This window comes from Bradyrhizobium sp. (assembly GCF_035935975.1).
Lineage (GTDB): Bacteria > Pseudomonadota > Alphaproteobacteria > Rhizobiales > Xanthobacteraceae > Bradyrhizobium.
Window position 1 is genome coordinate 95,967 of record NZ_DASYWN010000040.1, and the last position, 19,246, is coordinate 115,212.

A 19,246-nucleotide genomic window follows, 5' to 3' on the forward strand; every position below is an offset into this window, starting at 1 on the left:
GCACTAGAGCGGGCAGAGATGGACAGTCGGTAACCGGCTATGTGATGGCTCCGGAAATGGTGAACAGAGAATGTGTGCGCTTGCTCACGTTGTGCGTGTCTGTGCCTTTGCACCAAGGCCGATCACGCCGGCAGCGAGCAGCAGGACCGCCGCCGATATGATTAGCGCCTGGTGAAGACCCGACATGAACGCACTGTCGGACGCCACCAGCGAGCCGAACAACGCAACGCCGAGCACGCTGCCGGTCTGACGCGTCGCATTCAGGACTCCTGCGGCGATGCCGGAGCGCGCCTTCTCGACGCTGCCCAGCAGGGTCGAGGTCAGCGGCGGCACCAGCAGCCCAAGTCCGCCACTGATCGCGATCATCTGCGCGCAGATCGTCATGTTTCGACGATGACAGAAAGACGGATGTGCAGCGAGCGAGCGCCGCGCAGATGACCGCGCGGCGCCCTTCGCATCTATTCTCGCATCAGCTCGCAGCGCGCGGATTCACCTTGCTCTCGGCAAACACCGGTACCATCTATTTTGAACACTTCCCCGAGCCGTTTGACGTGCTGCCTGATTTCTTCGAGGTGCGTCAAAAAGCCCTGCTTCAGCTGCGGATCGGCGGCCTTATCTGCCATTCTCGGCAGCGCCCTGGTGAGCTGCTGCTCGGCGTAATGGATGGGCTGCAGTTGATGCACGAACAGGTCGTTCATGGTTTCGATGTCTCTTATGAACGGTCCGATCGTTCCGATCCTCTTCGGGTTTCGGGAACAAGTCGGTGCCGGCCTGCACGAAAGCAGCCTTATTCCGCCATGTTTGGTTGCTGATAAGGCGCTGACGAGCCCATGGCATCGACGTTCCGAAAAAGCCCGTACCGCTTGCGCTGGAACAAGGCCGGCGCGGCCAGGATCTGCAACTATGTCATCATGCGAACGCGCGATGCCGACGGATCCGGCGACTCATATGCTTAACGCGCGTCCGATGTGAACCGCGTATGACAAAAGTAGCGGGTCCGATGCAGAACCTATCCTTGTCAAGGGCTGCACAAGCCGCTGTTTTTGCCTTAAATGAGCTACATCATGCCTAGCGATCGATGCCCCATTCGGGCCGCGATCGCGCCCGACCGGCCAATGTCTGGCCAGATCGGTCTTGCCCCCCGCCGGGAGGATGAATGCACGGACTGCTGCCCGCGTTGAAACGCGGCTTCAAGAGATGGATCGGCTGGCGACGGCTCGGCATTGCCGCAAGCGTCTTCATCATCGCCTTCGCGATCACCACGCTGGTTCGCACCCTCAAGGGCATCGATACCGGCGTCATCCTGACCGCGTTGACCGAAATTCCCCGCGGCAGCATCGGGCTGGCGGCGATCTGCGTCTTCTTTGCGTTCTGTACGCTGACCTTCTACGATTTTTTTGCACTGCGAACGATCGGCAAGAAGCATGTGCCCTACCGCATCGCAGCGCTCTCCAGCTTCACGTCCTATTCGATCGGCCACAATATCGGCGCGACGGTCTTCACCGGCGGCGCGATCCGCTTCCGTATTTATTCGGACTACGGGCTGAACGCGATCGACGTCGCCAAGATCTGCTTCCTGTCGGGCCTGACATTCTGGCTCGGTAACATCTTCGTGCTCTCGATCGGCATGGCGATCCATCCCGACGCCGCCTCCTACATGGACCAGCTGCCGTCGTCGATTAACCGGCTGATCGCGCTCGGCGGCCTCGCCTCGATCGGCGCCTATCTGGTCTGGCTCTGCATGGGCGAGAAGCGCCGCGAGCTCGGCCAGAAGGGCTGGAAGGTGGTGCTCCCGTCGGCGCCGCTGACGCTGGTGCAGATCCTGATCGGCGTGGTCGATCTCGGCTTCTGCGCCACGGCGATGTATCTCCTGATGCCGGCCAATCCGCCGATCGACTTCCTGTCGCTCGCAGTGGTCTTCATCCTGGCCACCCTGCTCGGTTTCGCCAGCCACGCCCCCGGCTCGATCGGCGTGTTCGACGCCGCCATGCTGGTGGCGCTGCCTGAGTTCGGCCGCGAGCAGCTTCTGGCCACCCTGCTGGTGTTCCGCATCCTCTATTTCGTGATCCCGTTCGGCCTCGCCATCTCGATCATGGGCGCGCGCGAGCTCTGGATGAACGTGGTCGAGCCCTGGCAGGAACGGCGCCGGCTGGCGGAGGCCTGCGCGCAGGGCAACCTGCCCAAGCAGGTGGCGGCGATGGAGAGCGAGCGGGCGCTGCGGCAGGCCAGCAAGCGCTAAAAACGGTCGGACAAAAGGTTGCAGGCGGGAGAGCAATCCTCTCTTATTTCCGCCTCAACTTTGCCGTTGAACACGCGGGCCATGATCCGATCATCTCTTCGCACTTTTGTCGCAGGCACGCTGCTGCTTGCCGGGATTTTGATTGCCTTGCCGCCCGAGCGCGCAACCGCGCAGGATGCCGGCGCCATGCAGATCAATTGGGAGGTGCGCAACCGCTTCCGCCTGTTCCGCGAGGAGCGCGACTTCCTGTTGCATGTCGAGAACGCGCGTAACCGCAGCATCCTCGCCGCCGAGCAGTCGCTGGAGCTCCAGAGCGAGGGTCGCGGCTGGGCCCGCAACATGGTCAACCGGCTCTGCATCGATCTCCAGGGCCGGGTCAACCAGCCCTGCACCCGCGACAACGTCAAAGAAAACTACATCACCCCGATCGATCACCCCGTCACCGTGCGCCTGACCGGCGCGGTGCCGGTCGGGGCCACCTGCGCCTGGTCGTTCGACGATGGCGACGGGCCCCAGCAATCGACCTTCGACTGCGCCGAGCCGGTCAATCTGCGCGTCCGCTACGGCAAGCAGACGGTCGCGACCGTCGACGTCTCCTCCGGCTCCGATCCGACCCAGCGCATCCAGACCGAGATCCAGGTCCGCGACGTCTTCGTGGCCGGCCTCGGCGACAGCATCGCCTCCGGCGAAGGCAATCCGGACCGGCCGCTGGCGCTCTCGGACGACGGCTTCTGCTTCCGTTCCTATCTCGGTACCGCCGGTGCGCAATACTACCGGCCGAGCCGGGCCGGCTACAAAGGCGGCCGCGCCTGCGAGGCCCCGGACACGCTCGCCAACTGGCAACATTACAGCGCGCTCTGGTTCAACTCGCCCTGCCACCGCTCGCTCTACAGCTACCAGGCCCGCACCGCGCTGGCGCTCGCAGTGCGCTACACGCACATCGCGGTGACCTTCCTGCCGCTCGCCTGCACCGGCGCCAGCATCGGCGACGGGCTGCTCGGCTCGCAGCGTGCCCGCGAATGCCCGCCCGGCAAGACCGGCGTCTGCAACACCAGCGTGAATGCGCAGGTCGCCGAGCTGCGCGAGGCGCTCACCGCCGCGAAGAAGCGCCAGCCCGACCGCACGCTCGACCTCGTGCTGCTCTCGGTCGGCGCCAACGACGTCTATTTCTCCGGCCTCGTCGCCGACGTGATCGTCGAGACCGCGACCGAGCGCGCGCTGTTCCGCCGCTCCGGCGTGATGGCGAGCGTCGACGATTCCCGCGATGCGCTGCAGCGCGAGCTGCCGCAGGATTTCGTCAAGCTGCGCGAGGCGCTGAAGCCGCTGGTCGGCGGCGACCTCTCGCATGTGGTCTATGTCTCCTACGCCAATCCGGCGCTCGCCAGCGGCGGCGCGCCCTGCCGGGGCGGCCGCGGCGGCTTCGACATTCACCCGTCCTTCAACGCCGACCCGCAGCGGCTCGCGCGCGTCTCGACCTTCGTCGACACCGAATTCCTGCCGCAGCTCAAGGCGCTCGCCACCTGCACGCGCGGCGCGTTGTGCCGCGATCCCGAAGCCGACCGCATGACTTTCGTCGATGCGCATCAGGCCGCGTTCGCCGATCACGGTTTTTGCGCGCGTGCCGGCAACGATCCCGAATTCGACCGCAGCTGCTTTGCCGAGAACGGCCAGAGCTTCAATCCTGATATCGTGAGCGCGGCGAGCCAGCCGATGCTGTGCGGGCGCGGCGCCTCCGAGTATCGCGCCTATCTGCCGCGCGCGCGCTGGATCCGCGACGCCAATGACAGCTATTTTGCTGCGATGACCTATCCGCAAGGCTTGCCGGCGGCGAGCCAGCCGACCGACATCCACGACGCCACCTGGGGTGTGCTCTCGGCCGTGTATGGCGGCGCCGTGCATCCGAGCGCGGAAGGTCATGCCGCGATGGCGGACGCCGCGCTGCCGGCCGCGAGTGCGGTGCTTGGCCTCGATGCCGCGCCGCCGGGTGTCACGCGCGGATTATTGGCGCCGCTGCTGGGTACGCAGCAGTAGAAGCGGGAGTGAGCCCTCTCCACACCGTCATTGCGAGCGCAGCGAAGCAATCCAGAATCTTTCCGCGGAGAGACTCTGGATTGCTTCGTCGCAAGAGCTCCTCGCAATGACGAGCTTGAGGTTTGCACTCTCCACACACTCGCTGTCATCGCCCGACTTGATCGGGCGATCCAGTACGCCGTGACGGCAGTGATTGAATCGAGAGGCCGCGGTGTACTGGATTCCCCGCCTTCGCGGGGAATGACAGCGGTGTGCGGGGCGCAACCTCGCGTATCACATCGCTCCCACATTCACTCCGCACCAGCATCGTTCCCCCGACCTCCCGTTCCATCAATCCAAAAACGGCATCAATCGATACTGCCTTGAACTTGGACACTTTGCCGCGCGCGCCTCTAGGAGTCGCAGTGAGGAAACATTTCGAGTTCTAAGGAGGCGCGTGATGAGCGCAGTGGTGTCCGCAACGGACGTGAGGAGGTCTCGCGTCAGGCTGTTCATCGTGACCATGTTGTTCCTGGTCACCACCGTGAATTATGCCGATCGCGCCACGCTGTCGATCGCAGGTCCCGCACTCTCCAAGGAGCTTCATCTCGATCCGGTCGCCATGGGCTGGATCTTCTCGGCCTTCGGCTGGTCCTATGTCGTGGCCCAGGTGCCGGGCGGCTGGCTGCTCGACCGCTACGGCTCACGCCTCGTCTATGCCTTCAGCATCATCGTCTGGTCGCTGTTCACGCTGATGCAGGGCTGGGTCGGCTTCCTCAGCGCCGGCGCTGCCGTGGGCGTGCTGTTCGGGCTGCGCCTCCTGGTCGGCGTCGCGGAAGCGCCCTCCTTCCCCGCCAATGCCCGCATCGTCGCGGCCTGGTTTCCCGGCAATGAGCGCGGCACCGCGTCGGCCTTCTTCAATTCGGGGCAGTATTTCGCCACCGTGATCTTCGCGCCGCTGATGGGCTGGATCGCCCATGATTACGGCTGGCGCTACGTGTTCTTCGTGATGGGCGCGCTCGGCGTCGTCATGGGCCTCGTCTGGATCAAGACCATCTACGGCCCGAAGGAGCATCCCGGCATCAACGACGCCGAGTTCGACTACATCAAGGAAGGCGGCGCGCTGGTCGATCTCGATGCACCCAAAGAGGAGCGCGCGCCCGAGTCCGGCTCCGGCTGGGACCACATCCGCCAATTGCTCTCCAATCGCATGATGCTCGGCGTCTATCTCGGCCAGTATTGCATCAACACGCTGACCTATTTCTTCCTGACCTGGTTCCCCGTGTACCTCGTCAAGGAGCGCGGCCTGTCGATCCTGCAAGCCGGCTTCGTCGCGACGCTGCCCGCGCTGTGCGGCTTCATCGGCGGCGTGCTCGGCGGCATCATCTCGGACGCGATCCTGCGCAGGACCGGCTCGCTGACCATGGCGCGCAAGATCCCGATCGTCGGCGGCATGCTGCTGTCGATGTCGATCATCGCCTGCAACTATGTCGACGGCCAGGCGCTCGTGGTCGGCTTCATGGCGCTCGCCTTCTTCGGCAAGGGCATCGGCGCGCTCGGCTGGGCCGTCGTGTCTGACACCTCGCCCAAGGAAGCCGGCGGCGTCTCCGGCGGCCTGTTCAACACTTTCGGCAACCTCTCCTCGATCACCACCCCGATCGTGATCGGTTACATCCTGGCCGCGACCGGCTCGTTCAACGGTGCGCTGGTGTTCGTCGGCCTCAACGCGCTGGTGGCCGCCTTCGCCTATCTCGTGATCGTCGGAAAGATCGAGCGCGTGGTGCTCAAACGTTCCTCCTGAGGGCTCCCACGGGAGCTGACCAGGCAACTCAACGGCGGCTTCCCAGCCGCCGTCTTTGTTTTGGGAGTGATCGATGCTAGAAGTGCCGGGGAAACGCCTTATTCATCTAAGGCATGTATCGATGTTCGACCTCAACCAGCTCCGCTGTTTCGTGACAGTTGCGGAGGAATTGCATTTCGGCCGCGCCGCCGTGCGGCTCAACATGACCCAGCCGCCGCTGTCCCGGCAGATCCAAGTGCTCGAGCACATCATCGATGCGCCGCTGCTGGAGCGCACCAGCCGCTCGGTGCGTCTGACCCCGGCGGGGCGCAGCTTCCTCCCCGAAGCCCGCCGCATCCTGAAGCTCGCGGAAAGCGCCTCCCAAGTCGCCCGCCGCATCGCGCTCGGCAAGACCGGCTCGCTCAAGATCGGCTTCACCGCGGCCGCCGCTTACGGCTTCCTGCCGGAGTTGATCGCGGCGTGCCGCGCAAAATTGCCCGAGGTCGATTTCTCGCTGAAGGAAATGGTCTCGGGCGACCAGTTCGAGGCGCTGACCTCGGGCCAGATCGATGCCGGCCTGCTGCGGCCGCCGATCGCGCGCCCCGAGCTGACCAGCCGCCGCGTCGTCGCCGAGCCCCTGCTCGCCGCGATCCCGAAGAAGCATCCGCTGGCGAATGCGGAGAGCATCACCATCAAGGATTTCGACGACCAGCCCTTCGTGATGTATTCGCCCTATGAGAGCCGCTACTTCCACGATCTCCTGGTGGCGCAATTCACCCGCTCCGACGTGCTGCCGCGCTATGTCCAGCACCTCAGCCAGATCCACTCGATCCTGGCCATGGTCCGCGCCGGCCTCGGCCTTGCCATCGTGCCGGCCGCGGCCGCGGGCCTCAAGATCTCCGACGTCCGGCTGCGGCCGCTGAAGCTGCGCAACCGCGTACCGGTCGAGCTGTTCATGGTCTGGCGCCGCGACGACGAGAATCCGCTGCTCTCGGCGCTGGTCAAAATCGCCGGCGAATTGTCCTCCGCGGAGGTGGCGGACGATTGATGCTCAATCCGCATCGGTCGATATAGGCTTTGGCTTGGACGCGCATCGAACGGTTGCCTAAACAACGGCGCATGGACGCGCAGGCTCTCAAGCCGCGCGTCCTCCACAACACGCAATAAGGGAGCCGCGCCCATGAGCAAGATGACCCCGCATGAAATGGCCCAGAAGATCGGATCGGGCCTGCTGTCCTTCCCCGTCACGCCGTTCAAGGCGGACTACTCCTTCGACGAGGCGACCTACCGCGCCAACATGGATTGGCTGTGCGGCTATGACGTCGCCGGCCTGTTCGCCGCCGGCGGCACCGGCGAGTTCTTCTCGCTGACCCCGACCGAGGTTCCGCAAGTCGTCAAGGTCGCCGTCGACGAGACCAAGGGCCGCGTGCCCGTCCTCGCCGGCACCGGCTATGGCACCGCGATCGCCCGCGAGATCGCGATCGGCGCGGAGAAGGCCGGCGCCGACGGCCTGTTGCTGCTGCCGCCCTACCTCACCCATTCCGAGCAGGAAGGCCTCGCCGCCCATGTCGAGGCCGTCTGCGCCTCCGTGAAGATCGGCGTCATCGTCTACAACCGCGACAACGCCATCCTGCAGCCCGACACGCTGGCTCGCCTTGCCGAACGCTGCCCAAACCTCGTCGGCTACAAGGACGGCATTGGCGACATCGAGCTGATGACCCGCGTCTACACCAAGCTCGGCGATCGCCTGACCTATGTCGGCGGCCTGCCGACCGCCGAGACCTTCGCGCTGCCCTATCTCGACATGGGCGTGACGACCTATTCCTCGGCCGTGTTCAACTTCGTCCCCGAATTCGCCACCAATTTCTACACCGCGGTGCGCAAGCGCGACCACGCCACGATCCACGCCGGGCTGAAGGATTTCATCCTGCCGCTGATCGCGATCCGCAACCGCAAGAAGGGCTATGCGGTCTCGATCATCAAGGCCGGCATGAAGGTGATCGGCCGCGATTCCGGCCCGGTCCGCCCGCCGCTGACAGATCTCACCGAGCAGGAGATTGCGGAACTGACCGCGCTGGTGAAGAATCTGCCCGCCATACGATCGGCACAACAGGCGGCAGAATAAGATAAGACAAGACAACAGGGAGGAGCGTGCGATGGCCCAGACCGAGATTTCTGGCGCACCGGTCGTCACGGCGATGCAGGTGATCCCGGTCGCGGGCCGCGACAGCATGCTCCTCAATCTGAGCGGCGCGCATGCGCCGTTCTTCACCCGCAACATCGTCATCCTCACCGACAACGCCGGCCACACCGGCGTCGGCGAGGTGCCGGGCGGGCAAAAGATCTGGCAGACGCTGCAGGATGCCCGCGACCTCGTGATCGGCAAGACCGTCGGCGCGATGAACAACATCCTCGCGGACGTCCGCACCACCTTCGCCGACCGTGACGCCGGCGGCCGCGGCAAGCAGACCTTTGACCTGCGCGTGATGATCCACGCCGTCACCGCAATCGAATCCGCGCTGCTCGATTTGCTCGGCCAGCATCTCAATCTGCCCGTCGCCGCATTGCTCGGCGAGGGGCAGCAGCGCAAGAGCGTCGAGACGCTCGGCTATCTCTTCTTCGTCGGCGACCGGCGCAAATCGAAGCTCGACTATGTCAGCGGCGAGACCGGCAAGCCGGACTGGTTCAACCTCCGCCATCAGGAGGCGATGACGCCGCAGACCGTGGTGCGGCTCGCGGAAGCCACCCACGATCATTACGGCTTCGCCGATTTCAAGCTCAAGGGCGGTGTGCTCCGCGGCGAGCAGGAGATCGAGGCCGTCACCGCGATCGCAAAGCGCTTTCCGAGCGCGCGCGTCACGCTCGACCCGAACGGCGCCTGGTCGCTCGATGAAGCCATCGGCCTCTGCAAGGACATGCACGGCATCCTCGCTTATGCCGAGGACCCCTGCGGCGCCGAGGCCGGCTTCTCCGGCCGCGAGATCATGGCCGAGTTCCGCCGCGCCACGGGCCTGCCGACCGCGACCAACATGATCGCCACCGACTGGCGGCAGCTCTCCCATGCGCTGCGCCTCGGCGCAGTGGACATTCCGCTCGCCGACCCCCATTTCTGGACGATGCAAGGCTCGGTCCGCGTTGCCCAGACCTGCCGTGACAACGGCCTGACCTGGGGCTCGCACTCCAACAATCATTTTGACATTTCGCTCGCCATGTTCACCCATGTCGGCGCCGCCGCGCCCGGCAAGGTCACCGCGATCGACACCCACTGGATCTGGCAGGACGGCCAGGCACTGACCAAGGAGCCGCTCCAGATCAAGGGTGGCAAGATCGCGGTCCCGGATCGCCCGGGCCTCGGCATCGAGATCGACCGTGCGGCCATCGAGGCCGCGCATGAACTCTACAAGCAGCATGGCCTCGGCGCCCGCGATGACGCCACCGCCATGCAGGATCTGATCCCCGGCTGGACGTTTGACGACAAGCGTCCCTGCCTCGTTCGCTAAAACACTCTGGAGGAAACAATGACTGCGATCCTGAAGAACTTCATCGGCGGCGAATGGGTCGACGGCTCCGGCATCACCAAGAACATCAACCCCTCCAACACCAACGATCTGGTCGGCGAATACGCCAAGGCCGACAAGGCGCAGACCGAGAAGGCGATTGCCGCCGCCAAGGCCGCCTTCCCCGCCTGGGCGCAGTCGACGCCGCAGGTGCGCTATGACGCGCTGAACAAGATCTCGCTCGAAATCCTCGCCCGCAAGGAAGAGCTCGGCCGCCTGCTCGCCCGCGAGGAAGGCAAGACGCTGCCCGAGGGCATCGGCGAGGTCGCCCGCGCCGGCCAGATCTTTGCGTTCTTCGCCGGTGAAGCGCTGCGCCTGATCGGCGAGAAGGGCGCTTCGGTGCGTCCCGGCCTCGACGTCGAGCTGACGCGTGAGCCGGTCGGCGTCGTCGGCATGATCACGCCCTGGAATTTCCCGATCGCGATCCCCGCCTGGAAGATCGCGCCCGCGCTCTGCTACGGCAACACCGTCGTGTTCAAGCCGGCCGAACTGGTGCCGGGCTCGGCGCATGCGCTGTCGGAGATCATCACCCGCTCCGGCATTCCCGCCGGCGTGTTCAACCTCGTGGTCGGCTCCGGCTCGGTGGTCGGCCAGACGCTGCTCGATCACCCGGATGTCGCGGCGATCTCCTTCACCGGTTCGGTGCAGACCGGCCGCAAGATCGCGCAGGCCTGCGTGCTCTCCAACCCGATGAAGAAGTTCCAGCTCGAGATGGGCGGCAAGAACCCGCTGGTCGTGCTCGATGACGCCGACCTGAAGATCGCCGTCGAGGTCGCCGTCAACGGCGCCTATTTCTCGACCGGCCAGCGCTGCACAGCCTCCTCCCGCCTGATCGTCACCGAAGGCATCCACGACCGCTTCGTCGCGGCGGTGGCCGAGCGCCTGAACGGCCTGTCGGTGGACGACGCGCTCAAGGCCGGCGTGCATATCGGCCCGGTGGTCGACCAGAGCCAGCTCGACCAGGACCTGCGCTACATCAAGATCGGCCAGGACGAGGGCGCCAAGCTCGCCTTCGGCGGCGAGCTGCTCAAGCGCGAGAACCCCGGCCACTACCTCCAGCCGGCGCTGTTTACTGAGGCCAACAACAACATGCGCATCGCGCGTGAGGAGATTTTTGGCCCCGTCGCCGCCGTCATTCGTGCGAAGAATTACGAAGAGGCGCTGGCGATCTCCAACGACACCGAGTTCGGCCTCGCCTCCGGCATCTGCACCACCAGCCTGAAATACGCCTCGCACTACAAGCGCAACAGCGAGTCCGGCATGGTGATGGTCAATCTGCCGACCGCCGGCGTCGACTATCACGTGCCGTTCGGTGGCCGGAAGGGCTCGAGCTACGGCGCCCGCGAGCAGGGCTCCTATGCACGCGAGTTCTACACGACCGTGAAGACGGCCTATACCTTCCCGGGCTGATAGGCTGATATCGTAGACATCGTAGGGTGGGTTAGCCCGCGGCGGCGCGAAGCGCAGTCCGCTGGCGTAACCCACCTCTTCTGCTTCCGCGGATTGAGACCTTGGTGGGTTACGCTACGCTAACCCACCCTACACTTCGGAGTCCACGATGGACCAGGACGTCGCAGCGAAAGAACAGCCCCGCTACATCAAGCTCAACGAGCGCGACAATGTCGCGATCGTGGTCAATGATTTCGGGCTCCCCGCCGGCTCGCGCTTCGCCAGCGGACTGACGCTGCGCGCCTTCGTCCCGCAGGGACACAAGACGGCGCTGGTCGACATCGCGCAGGACGCGCCGATCATCCGCTATGGCGAGGTGATCGGCTACGCGCTGTCGCCGATCCTGGCCGGCGAATGGGTGGACGAAGCCCGCATCCGCATGCCGGAGGCCCCTGCCCTCGACAAGCTGGAAATCTCGACCGCCGTGCCCGCACCGCTGCCGCCGCTCGAAGGGTTCACCTTCGAGGGCTACCGCAATCCGGACGGCTCGGTCGGCACCAAGAACATCCTCGGCATCTCCTCCTCCGTGCAATGCGTCAAGGGCACGATGGAATATGCGGTGAAGCGCATCCGTGCCGAGCTGTTGCCGAAATATCCGAACGTCGACGATGTCGTGCCGCTGACCCATGCCTATGGCTGCGGCGTCGCCATCACCGCGCCCGATGCGGTCGTGCCGATCCGCACCCTGCAGAACCTCGCGCTCAACCCGAATTTCGGCGGCGAGATTCTGGTCGTCGGCCTCGGCTGCGAGAAGCTCGCGCCGGAGCGACTGGTGCCGGAAGGCGTCAGCGACGCCATCGTGCGCATGCAGGACGAAGCCTTCGACGGCTTCGGCGCGATCGTCGATGCGATCATGACCCAGGCCGAGGCGCGGCTGAAGGTGCTCAACACCCGCAAGCGCGAGACCTGCCCGGCCGCCGATCTCGTCATCGGGCTGCAATGCGGCGGCAGCGACGCCTTCTCCGGCGTCACCGCCAACCCCGCCGTCGGCTTCGCCGCCGACCTCCTGGTGCGCGCCGGCGCCACCGTGATGTTCTCGGAAGTGACCGAGGTGCGCGACGCCATCCAGCTGCTCACCCGCCGCGCCATCAATGAGGACGTCGGCCGCGCGCTGGTGCGCGAGATGGCCTGGTACGATTCCTATCTGGCCCGCGGCGGCGCCGACCGCAGCGCCAACACCACGCCCGGCAACAAGAAGGGCGGCCTTGCCAACATCGTCGAGAAGTCATTGGGCTCGATCGTGAAGTCCGGCTCGAGCGCGATCACCGGCGTGCTCTCGCCCGGCGAGAAGGCCACTCAGAAGGGCATGCTGTTCGCGGCAACGCCCGCCTCCGACTTCATCTGCGGCACGCTCCAGCTCGCCTCCGGCATGACGCTGCAGGTGTTCACCACCGGCCGCGGCACGCCCTACGGCCTCGCCGCCGCGCCCGTGATCAAGGTCGCAACCCGCAGCGAGCTCGCACGCCGCTGGAAGGACCTGATCGATTTCGATTCCGGCAGCATCGCCACCGGCGAGAAGACCATCGAGGAATGCGGTTGGGACCTGTTCCGCCTGATCCTCGACGTCGCCTCCGGCCGCACCAAGCCGTGGTCGGACCGCTGGGGCATCCACAACGACCTCACGCTGTTCAACCCGGCGCCCGTGACCTGAGGCCGACGGGCCTCACCGCCCCTCAATCAGGTGCATGTCACCCAGCGTGACAGGCAGGCTGCGCGTGATGAGATCCGCAACAGCCGCGCGGAGGCGCTCGCTTGAAGCCGGACCGTCGAACGCCTCGCCGACCGGCCCGCTCGGGCCGTCGAGCCGTACCGTCCCCGTATTGTCGAGCGGCGCGGCGGTCCGCTTCTCGATCACGTCGAACGACTTGCCGTCGATAACACGCACTTCGTACAGCGCGTGGATCAGGCCGTAATCCGCAAGCAGCGTCCGGTATTCGGCGAGCCCGACGCCCTCGACGTTGCGACCGTTGCCGAGCTTCGATCTCGCCCGGGTGATGACGATGTAGGCGTCCAGCCCCTGCGGGGCGATGTCGCTGCGCACCAGTTCCTTGAACGGATCGGTGCGCAGCAGATTGACGGGCGCAACGGCGGAATCCCGGATCGCGGCGAACGCGGGACGCCTGTAGCTCACCGGCTGCACGCGATAGCGACCGCTGAGCAGCTTCGTCGCCTGCTGGACGATCAATTCGTCCAACCCCCATGCGCTGATCGAGGCGCTCTGCGCGGTGTTGCCAAGCCTGGTCAGGCCGGCCTGCGTCAGACTCATCTCTTCGCCGATGGCCGAGACGATGCCGATGGTCTTGATCGCCTGCAGACGGCTCGCGCGCGTCTCGAACGCCGCGGCAGCGCCGACGCAAGCGATCGCGCAGACGAGACATGAAATGAGGATACGGCGCATGGCGGGCTATCGAATCCTGAAGTCGAACGAATAGGACGCGCCGACCCCGACCGTCGTCTGGTTCGACGAGCCCCGCAGCTTCACCAGCGGACTGTCCGCGGCATCGCCGAGCAGCTTCTCGTACTCGACATAGGCATGGACCTCCCATTGCGGATTGATGCGATAGGAGATCTGGCTGCCGAAGCCGACCGAATGCGCGCCGCCCTTGGCGTCATATGTCGGCAATCCCGATGCTGCCGCCTGCACCGCATCGACGCCGAAATACGGCGCGGTCGCCTTGGTGCTCTTCCACGTGAAGCGCGGGCCGGCCGAAACCGTGAGCCTCTGGATCAGCGGCACGATGACGTCGGCGGAGACGTCGGCGACCGTTCCGGTGTGGCCACCCATGCCCTGACGCAATTCGCTGCGCAGGCGCAGCCAGTCGATCGGATAATATTCGACGAAGCCGCCGAGCTCGTAGGCAGCCTTGACGTCGCCCAATCCCGTCAGCTCGGCATATTTGTCGCTCTTGCGCGATGAGACGTATTTGAACGCAGGCCCGGCGCGAAAATTGCCGACGTCGAGCAGCGCGATGCTGGCGCTGTCGCGCGGCCCGCGAAACTGGTCGGCCGAACCGGCGCGGCGGATGGAGAAGATCGGGACCGGCACGGCCTTCCCGTTCTTCGATCCGACGAAATCAGGCGTGTACTCGCCGCCGATGCCGACCATCACGGTCCAGTTGCCGGAAGGAGACGGCAGCATCGGCACGTCGAACGGCGGCGCCGGCAGCGTGAAGGCAGTTTGCGCCGATGCGGATTGCACGGTCGCCATGATTGTACCGAGTGCGGCAAGGCAAGCGGTCGTCCGCCGCGCATGCGCCGTGAGGCGGAGAGCGGCTTCGTCAAAATGATTCATTACGGGGCCCCATCGGCCTTGCTGGCCGAGTCGACTGGTGTGGTCAGGAGCCCAGCATGTGGTCCGGCAAAATTGCCCCAAGATTGCAACGGGCAACCGTGCCTGCGACATTCCGCGCGCAGAGTGCGCAGCCAAACCAACATTGCCCGAACATTGCCGGGCGACACTCAGGCTCCAAAACTTTGACCGCCGGTGCCGTTCAGCCCGCTGGTTCCTGCCTTTTATTCGCCAAGCTCGCTGCCTTAAACGGAACCCGCGCACGAACCGAACCGCCGGAATTCGGCCAGGAAGCGTCAAGGTCGGGGTTTTATTGCCCCAGCAGAGTCAAGGACGACCCGCGTGCGCTCCCTCGTGATCGAAGACGAACCGCAGATCGGTGCCTATGTCAGCCGCCTGCTCGGACAACTGCACGGAATCGTCGACGTCGTCGGCTCGATCGCCGACGCGCGCCTCGCGCTCGACAGTTTCAAATACGATCTCGCCATCGTCGATCGCATGCTGCCCGACGGCGATGCGCTCCAGGTGGTCGCGGCGCTGAGCCAATCTCCGGACCGCCCTGCGATCATCATGCTGACGTCCAAGGATGCCAAGGAGGACGTCGTCGACGGCCTCAACGGCGGGGCCGACGACTATCTCGGAAAGCCGTTCGAGCCGCAGGAGCTGATTGCACGGGTGCGCGCGGTGTTGCGGCGGCCCCGGCTGCTCGCGCCTTCCGTGCTGTCGCTCGGCAATGTCGAGCTGCATCTCGGCAGCAACGAAGCGGTCGTCGCCGACACAAAAGTGTTGCTGCGGCGGCGCGAGGCGCTGATCCTCGGCGCGCTGCTGATGCGCCGCGACCGCGTCATCACCCGCGCCGCCCTGATCGAGGAGATCTACGGCTTCGACGACGAGATCGAATCCAACACGCTCGAAGCGCAGGTCTCGCGCCTGAGGAAGAAGCTGGCCGAGCTCGGCGGCGACGTCGAGATCCGCAGCATGCGCGGCATCGGCTACATCCTGCGACTGGCAAACCAGCGATGACGTCGATTGCCCGGACGTTCGCGATCTCGCTCGGCATCGCCGCGACGACGATTTTCCTGATCATGCTCGGCCTCTTCATCTGGCGCTATCCGATGGAGGAGCGCGAGTTCAGGGCTTGCCGGGTTGTGGCTGCCGTTCTCGACCGCGCCACCGATATCGAAGGGCGGAGCCTGACGGTGCGGCCGACGCGCGCCCTCGAAGAGCTGAAGGCGGACAGCCCGAACCTCTGGTACATCGTGTCCGCAGGCGACATGATCAGCGAATACGGCAGCGAACGCCGGCCGCCCCTCCCCTTCGCGTTCCCCTATCACGGGCCCATCGGCTCCTCCGTCTTCAACACGCTCGACCAGAAGAGCACCTTCTGCCTCGCCGTCATGCAAAGAGGTTCGTTGCAGCTCGCGATGATGGTCGGCGAGCCTCAAGTCCGTTTCGGCCGGATGGCAAGAAACTTTCTCATCCGCAGCGTCTTTTCGATCACGCTGCTGGCGCTGGCCTTTGCCGCAACCGTTGCCGTGGGCGCGGCGCTCGCCGCGCGTTTCGTCTCGCGGGGGATCGAACGGGTCGCGCTTCGCGCGCTCGCGATCGATCCCGCCGCTCCGCAAGGTCTGATCTCGCTGTCCGAGGTCCCGCGCGAGCTCAAGCCGCTGGTCGAGGCGCTGAACCGTGCCTTCGGCGAGATCGACGCCTATATCCGGATGCAACGCCGCTTCCTCGGCAATGCCGCCCATCAGCTCCGGACGCCGCTGACGCTGCTGCGCGCGAAGATAGAGGACGTGCCGGAGCCGGTCCTGAAGGCCGAGCTGGTCCGGGACGTCCGCCGCCTCTCCTCGCTGGTCTCCGCCATGCTCGACCTCGCGCGGCTGCAGAACCACGCGATCGAGAAGCAGCCGATCGATCTCGCCGAGATCACGCTGGATGTGCTGGCCGATTTCGGCCCCTCGGCGCTCGACGCCGGCATCGAGCTTGCGCTGGAAAGCGCGCAGGAGGGACCGTTCCTGGTGCAGGGCGTCGATGCCGCCGTCCGCAGCGCGCTCGCCAATCTCGTCGGCAACGCCATCATCCACGCCCGTGGCGCACGACGCATCGTCGCCACGCTCAGGCACGGCAGCATCTCGATTGACGATGACGGCGCGGGCCTGCCGGGCGGCGCCGAGCACCGGCTGCTCGAGCCATTCCAGACCGGCAACAACGCGGGCGACGGCGCCGGCCTCGGCCTGTCGATCGTCCGCGAGATCATGGCCGCGCATGGCGGCGAACTCGTCATCTCCTCCGTACCCAGCCGCGGCACGACGATGAGCCTGCGCTTTCCGGAAGCCACCGCGACGACGAGATCACCGCAGCTCGATCTGCAAGCGCACTAGCGACGCTGCTTCGCGCCCTCCCGCGAAACCGTCCGGAAACATTGGCGCGGAAAGCTTCTTCTCCGTTTCGTCCGGTCGCCTCACGCAATCAAATATGCCCGCGAGCCGCCGGCGAATGTTCACATACAAGCGAACCTGTTGCGGCACCGCGGCGACCAAACTTCCGATTGCGACATTCAACGGAGATTTTTCCAATGCGCGTTCTTTCAATGATTGCCGTTGCGGGTGCCATGATTGCGAGCTCGGCCAGTGCGTTCGCCGGCGAGCTGCCCTCTTACGAAGTGAAGTCGTTTCCGATCTCGACGACGCAGGTGCAGGTGCTCGGCGGCGCCGGTGTCGAGGAGCAGTCGACTGCGCCCGCAATGGTCGTTGCCGGCATGCCCGCCTCGCCCGCGCAAATCTCGGTGCTGTCGCCGCGCGTGAAACGGCTCGCGAGCGCGGGTTCGGAGAACGAGGCGCGCTAAGCTCTCTTCACCGCTCAACAACAATCACGACGTCACGGCCGGGCTCGTCCCGGCCATCCGCGTCTTGGCCTAGGGAACGACGTGTTCAGGTCATGCTACCCGGCATGAAGCAGCGCACGCGCGGGTGACCGTCGACATAGTGCTTCCACACCATGGTGCGGCCGATCTTGTTCGGCTCGGTGATCACGGCGCCGTCGGGCACGACGACCCATTCGTTGTCGAGCTGCACGCGGTAATGGCCCTTGTCGGACTCCCAGTCGGCATCGGCAACCACATAGCCGTCGGCGTCCGAACAGCATTGCCCATATTCGCTGTGCAGGCTTTCGAACCAGGGTTTTAGCGGCGAATTGGCATAGCGCCCGTCGTCGCGCGCCAGTGCCGATGTCGCCAGAAGCGCCGTCAGCCCCAGCAACGTCGCTGCACACAGTCTTGCAAGTCTCATAGCGTCTTCCCGCGGATCGAGATGGTCATCGCGGGGGTCCACAACGCCGCTTGCGCTCCGCGCAGTGGGACGTGCGCGGCGCCGACGACTCGTTCCCCCAGCTGCTTTGCGACAGCTATGCAAATCGGGCGCCAACGTGCATTCCGGGGAAATACTGGCGGCCTTCGCCAGGGTAAACGTGCCGCATGTGTGACGTGCCGGCGATTTGCCGCGTGTTCCAGAGGGCTTTCCTTGTTGCGTCAGGACGTGTACCAAGCTGCCGCGGACGCGCGCCGTATCGATTAACCGACTGTTTCGAATGGAAGAATTGGGTATTGCCGTGACTGGCATCGGACCGTCGGCGCTATGAGCGATTCGAAAGACCTGCTTCCCAGCCAGCAAGATCCGGCCGATTTGCCCGCAAACCAGGTGCAATTTGCACTGGTGATCTCGCGCATGCTCGACACCGTGAGGGAAGACCCGGAAGCCAGGCGGCAGATGGTCTACGACCTTGCCCGCTACAAGCTCCAGGAGCAGTTCACCTACGCCGACGCCAAGAACATCGACCAGATGAAGCGCGCCCTCGAGGTCGCCATCGACGAGGTCGAAAAATTCTCGCGCGAACAGCCGCCATTGGAGCGGTTGCCGGCGCAACAGCTCGGGTCGTCCAAGGAGGCAGGCGGCGTTCTGGTGTCCGGCGATGCGACCGTCTTGCCTTCGGCGATCGGAAATCCGCGCGGCAAGCTGCCCACGATCTCGAGCCCGCTTCTCCCTGTCATCAAGCGGACAGCGGCCATCCTGCTTGCCGTCGGCGCCGTCATCCTGATCGTCTCGCAGCGCGACAACATCGCCGCGCTGCGCCGGCAGATTGCGTCGCAAGCCTCCGAGATTGCGCAGGTCGCGCCCAGGCCGGAGACGACGATCGCGGTCGCCAAGCCGGAAATGGTGCCGTCCGTCCCGCCGCCCCCAACGCGCGTGCTTCCGAGCGACTACGGAATCTACGCCCTGATCGACGACAAGTCGCTGGCGGAGCTGACTGCGATCGCCGTGATGGCGCCGGACATGCGGATCGCGATCTCGCCGGAGTTCAAGAAGCCCGACAAGCCGCATCTGCCGAACGGCCGCGTCAAGTTCATCGTGTTTCGCCGCGACATCTCAAACGTGATCCCCGAGCGCGTCGAGGTTCGCGTTGTCGCGAAGGTCAAGGAATTTTCCACCGACGCTGCAGCCAAGGCGACGGGGGGCGGAGACGATGTCGGCGTGATCCGCAACTTCACCTACCCGCTCCGGATCTCGCCGATTCCGGGCAAGGCCGAGATGTACGAACTCCATTCCGGAGATTCGGAGCTCGAGCTTGCGCCGGGACATTACGTCTTAAGCCTGGGATCGCAGGCCTATTATTTCCAGGTCGACGGCGAGATCACCGATCCCCGGCAATGCCTCGAGCGCGTCGCCGCTGGCAACGGCAGGTTCTATGCGCCGTGCAGGAAGGCGAAGACGTAACGACGTTTCCGTAGATGGGGTAACGGGCCCCCCCGGGGCCTTCCAGCGAAGCCGCGCTAGCTACGGCGCTGTTTGGTGGCGCGCGTCGCGCGGCTTGACTGGAAGGTTGGCGGTCGTCCCTCACATTGATGGTGTAACGGAGTCGAGGCT

Annotated in this window: 15 protein-coding genes and 2 pseudogenes; 12 read left to right on the forward strand and 5 right to left on the reverse strand. The window is 65.2% G+C overall.

The features are described from left to right. Positions 1-84: 84 nt before the first annotated feature. Both VGR99_RS22680 and VGR99_RS22685 read right to left on the reverse strand, forming a co-directional pair. Positions 85-378, reverse strand: a pseudogene (locus tag VGR99_RS22680) (MFS transporter); the annotation flags it as partial. 128 nt (positions 379-506) lie between these two features. After that, a pseudogene (locus VGR99_RS22685) lies at positions 507-728 on the reverse strand (ferritin-like domain-containing protein); the annotation flags it as partial. 428 nt (positions 729-1,156) lie between these two features. Here VGR99_RS22685 and VGR99_RS22690 point away from each other — a divergent pair. The 8 genes from VGR99_RS22690 (at position 1,157) to garD (ending at position 12,686) form a co-directional block, all read left to right on the forward strand. Further along, a complete protein-coding gene (locus tag VGR99_RS22690; protein WP_326901509.1) occupies positions 1,157-2,239 on the forward strand; it encodes a YbhN family protein in 1,083 nt (360 codons plus the stop codon). 81 nt (positions 2,240-2,320) lie between these two features. Continuing rightward, positions 2,321-4,270, forward strand: a complete 1,950-nt coding sequence (locus tag VGR99_RS22695; RefSeq protein ID WP_326901511.1) for a hypothetical protein — start codon at positions 2,321-2,323, stop codon at positions 4,268-4,270. A gap of 439 nt (positions 4,271-4,709) precedes the next feature. Further along, on the forward strand, positions 4,710-6,050 hold the full coding sequence (locus VGR99_RS22700; protein WP_326901512.1) for an MFS transporter: 1,341 nt from the start codon (positions 4,710-4,712) through the stop codon (positions 6,048-6,050). A gap of 121 nt (positions 6,051-6,171) precedes the next feature. Further along, positions 6,172-7,077 carry a LysR substrate-binding domain-containing protein gene (locus VGR99_RS22705; protein ID WP_326901513.1) on the forward strand — a complete coding sequence of 302 codons (906 nt, stop codon included), beginning with the start codon at positions 6,172-6,174 and terminating at the stop codon, positions 7,075-7,077. 132 nt (positions 7,078-7,209) lie between these two features. Then, the gene (gene kdgD / locus VGR99_RS22710; RefSeq protein ID WP_326901515.1) at positions 7,210-8,154 is read left to right on the forward strand and encodes a 5-dehydro-4-deoxyglucarate dehydratase; all 945 of its coding nucleotides are present in this window, start codon (positions 7,210-7,212) and stop codon (positions 8,152-8,154) included. A gap of 31 nt (positions 8,155-8,185) precedes the next feature. Continuing rightward, positions 8,186-9,529 carry a glucarate dehydratase gene (gene gudD, locus VGR99_RS22715; RefSeq protein ID WP_326901518.1) on the forward strand — a complete coding sequence of 448 codons (1,344 nt, stop codon included), beginning with the start codon at positions 8,186-8,188 and terminating at the stop codon, positions 9,527-9,529. Positions 9,530-9,547: 18 nt separating this feature from the next. Then, positions 9,548-10,996, forward strand: a complete 1,449-nt coding sequence (locus VGR99_RS22720; protein WP_326901520.1) for an aldehyde dehydrogenase family protein — start codon at positions 9,548-9,550, stop codon at positions 10,994-10,996. Between the two features lie 148 nt (positions 10,997-11,144). Continuing rightward, a complete protein-coding gene (garD, locus tag VGR99_RS22725; RefSeq protein ID WP_326901522.1) occupies positions 11,145-12,686 on the forward strand; it encodes a galactarate dehydratase in 1,542 nt (513 codons plus the stop codon). 12 nt (positions 12,687-12,698) lie between these two features. Here garD and VGR99_RS22730 read toward each other — a convergent pair whose 3' ends face one another. After that, entirely contained in the window at positions 12,699-13,433 is a 735-nt protein-coding gene (locus tag VGR99_RS22730) for a hypothetical protein (protein WP_326901524.1), read from the reverse strand. Between the two features lie 6 nt (positions 13,434-13,439). After that, positions 13,440-14,327, reverse strand: a complete 888-nt coding sequence (locus tag VGR99_RS22735; RefSeq protein ID WP_326901526.1) for a MipA/OmpV family protein — start codon at positions 14,325-14,327, stop codon at positions 13,440-13,442. A gap of 339 nt (positions 14,328-14,666) precedes the next feature. Between VGR99_RS22735 and VGR99_RS22740 the strand changes: the two genes are divergently transcribed. The 3 genes from VGR99_RS22740 (at position 14,667) to VGR99_RS22750 (ending at position 17,172) form a co-directional block, all read left to right on the forward strand. Beyond that, the gene (locus VGR99_RS22740) at positions 14,667-15,347 is read left to right on the forward strand and encodes a response regulator transcription factor (RefSeq protein WP_326901527.1); all 681 of its coding nucleotides are present in this window, start codon (positions 14,667-14,669) and stop codon (positions 15,345-15,347) included. Further along, positions 15,344-16,708: a HAMP domain-containing sensor histidine kinase gene (locus tag VGR99_RS22745; RefSeq protein ID WP_326901528.1), complete on the forward strand. Its 1,365-nt coding sequence runs from the start codon at positions 15,344-15,346 to the stop codon at positions 16,706-16,708. Before VGR99_RS22740 ends, VGR99_RS22745 begins: the two co-directional genes overlap by 4 nt. Before the next feature lie 194 nt (positions 16,709-16,902). Beyond that, the gene (locus VGR99_RS22750; protein ID WP_326901529.1) at positions 16,903-17,172 is read left to right on the forward strand and encodes a hypothetical protein; all 270 of its coding nucleotides are present in this window, start codon (positions 16,903-16,905) and stop codon (positions 17,170-17,172) included. 85 nt (positions 17,173-17,257) lie between these two features. Here the strand turns inward: VGR99_RS22750 and VGR99_RS22755 are convergent, their stop codons facing one another. After that, a complete protein-coding gene (locus VGR99_RS22755) occupies positions 17,258-17,614 on the reverse strand; it encodes a hypothetical protein (RefSeq protein ID WP_326901530.1) in 357 nt (118 codons plus the stop codon). Between the two features lie 345 nt (positions 17,615-17,959). On the opposite strand from VGR99_RS22755, the gene VGR99_RS22760 reads away from it, so the two are divergent. Then, entirely contained in the window at positions 17,960-19,096 is a 1,137-nt protein-coding gene (locus VGR99_RS22760) for a hypothetical protein (RefSeq protein WP_326901532.1), read from the forward strand. The last annotated feature ends 150 nt before the right edge of the window (positions 19,097-19,246 follow it).

What these genes read in the sequence shown, in the direction of transcription:
- VGR99_RS22755 (WP_326901530.1), bottom strand. Translation starts at nt 17,614, where the DNA reads ATGAGACTTGCAAGACTGTGTGCAGCGACGTTGCTGGGGCTGACGGCG.
- gudD (WP_326901518.1), top strand. Translation starts at nt 8,186, where the DNA reads ATGGCCCAGACCGAGATTTCTGGCGCACCGGTCGTCACGGCGATGCAG.
- VGR99_RS22730 (WP_326901524.1), bottom strand. Translation starts at nt 13,433, where the DNA reads ATGCGCCGTATCCTCATTTCATGTCTCGTCTGCGCGATCGCTTGCGTC.
- VGR99_RS22760 (WP_326901532.1), top strand. Translation starts at nt 17,960, where the DNA reads ATGAGCGATTCGAAAGACCTGCTTCCCAGCCAGCAAGATCCGGCCGAT.
- VGR99_RS22720 (WP_326901520.1), top strand. Translation starts at nt 9,548, where the DNA reads ATGACTGCGATCCTGAAGAACTTCATCGGCGGCGAATGGGTCGACGGC.
- VGR99_RS22695 (WP_326901511.1), top strand. Translation starts at nt 2,321, where the DNA reads ATGATCCGATCATCTCTTCGCACTTTTGTCGCAGGCACGCTGCTGCTT.
- VGR99_RS22700 (WP_326901512.1), top strand. Translation starts at nt 4,710, where the DNA reads ATGAGCGCAGTGGTGTCCGCAACGGACGTGAGGAGGTCTCGCGTCAGG.
- VGR99_RS22745 (WP_326901528.1), top strand. Translation starts at nt 15,344, where the DNA reads ATGACGTCGATTGCCCGGACGTTCGCGATCTCGCTCGGCATCGCCGCG.
- VGR99_RS22750 (WP_326901529.1), top strand. Translation starts at nt 16,903, where the DNA reads ATGCGCGTTCTTTCAATGATTGCCGTTGCGGGTGCCATGATTGCGAGC.
- VGR99_RS22735 (WP_326901526.1), bottom strand. Translation starts at nt 14,327, where the DNA reads ATGAATCATTTTGACGAAGCCGCTCTCCGCCTCACGGCGCATGCGCGG.
- kdgD (WP_326901515.1), top strand. Translation starts at nt 7,210, where the DNA reads ATGAGCAAGATGACCCCGCATGAAATGGCCCAGAAGATCGGATCGGGC.
- VGR99_RS22705 (WP_326901513.1), top strand. Translation starts at nt 6,172, where the DNA reads ATGTTCGACCTCAACCAGCTCCGCTGTTTCGTGACAGTTGCGGAGGAA.
- VGR99_RS22690 (WP_326901509.1), top strand. Translation starts at nt 1,157, where the DNA reads ATGCACGGACTGCTGCCCGCGTTGAAACGCGGCTTCAAGAGATGGATC.
- garD (WP_326901522.1), top strand. Translation starts at nt 11,145, where the DNA reads ATGGACCAGGACGTCGCAGCGAAAGAACAGCCCCGCTACATCAAGCTC.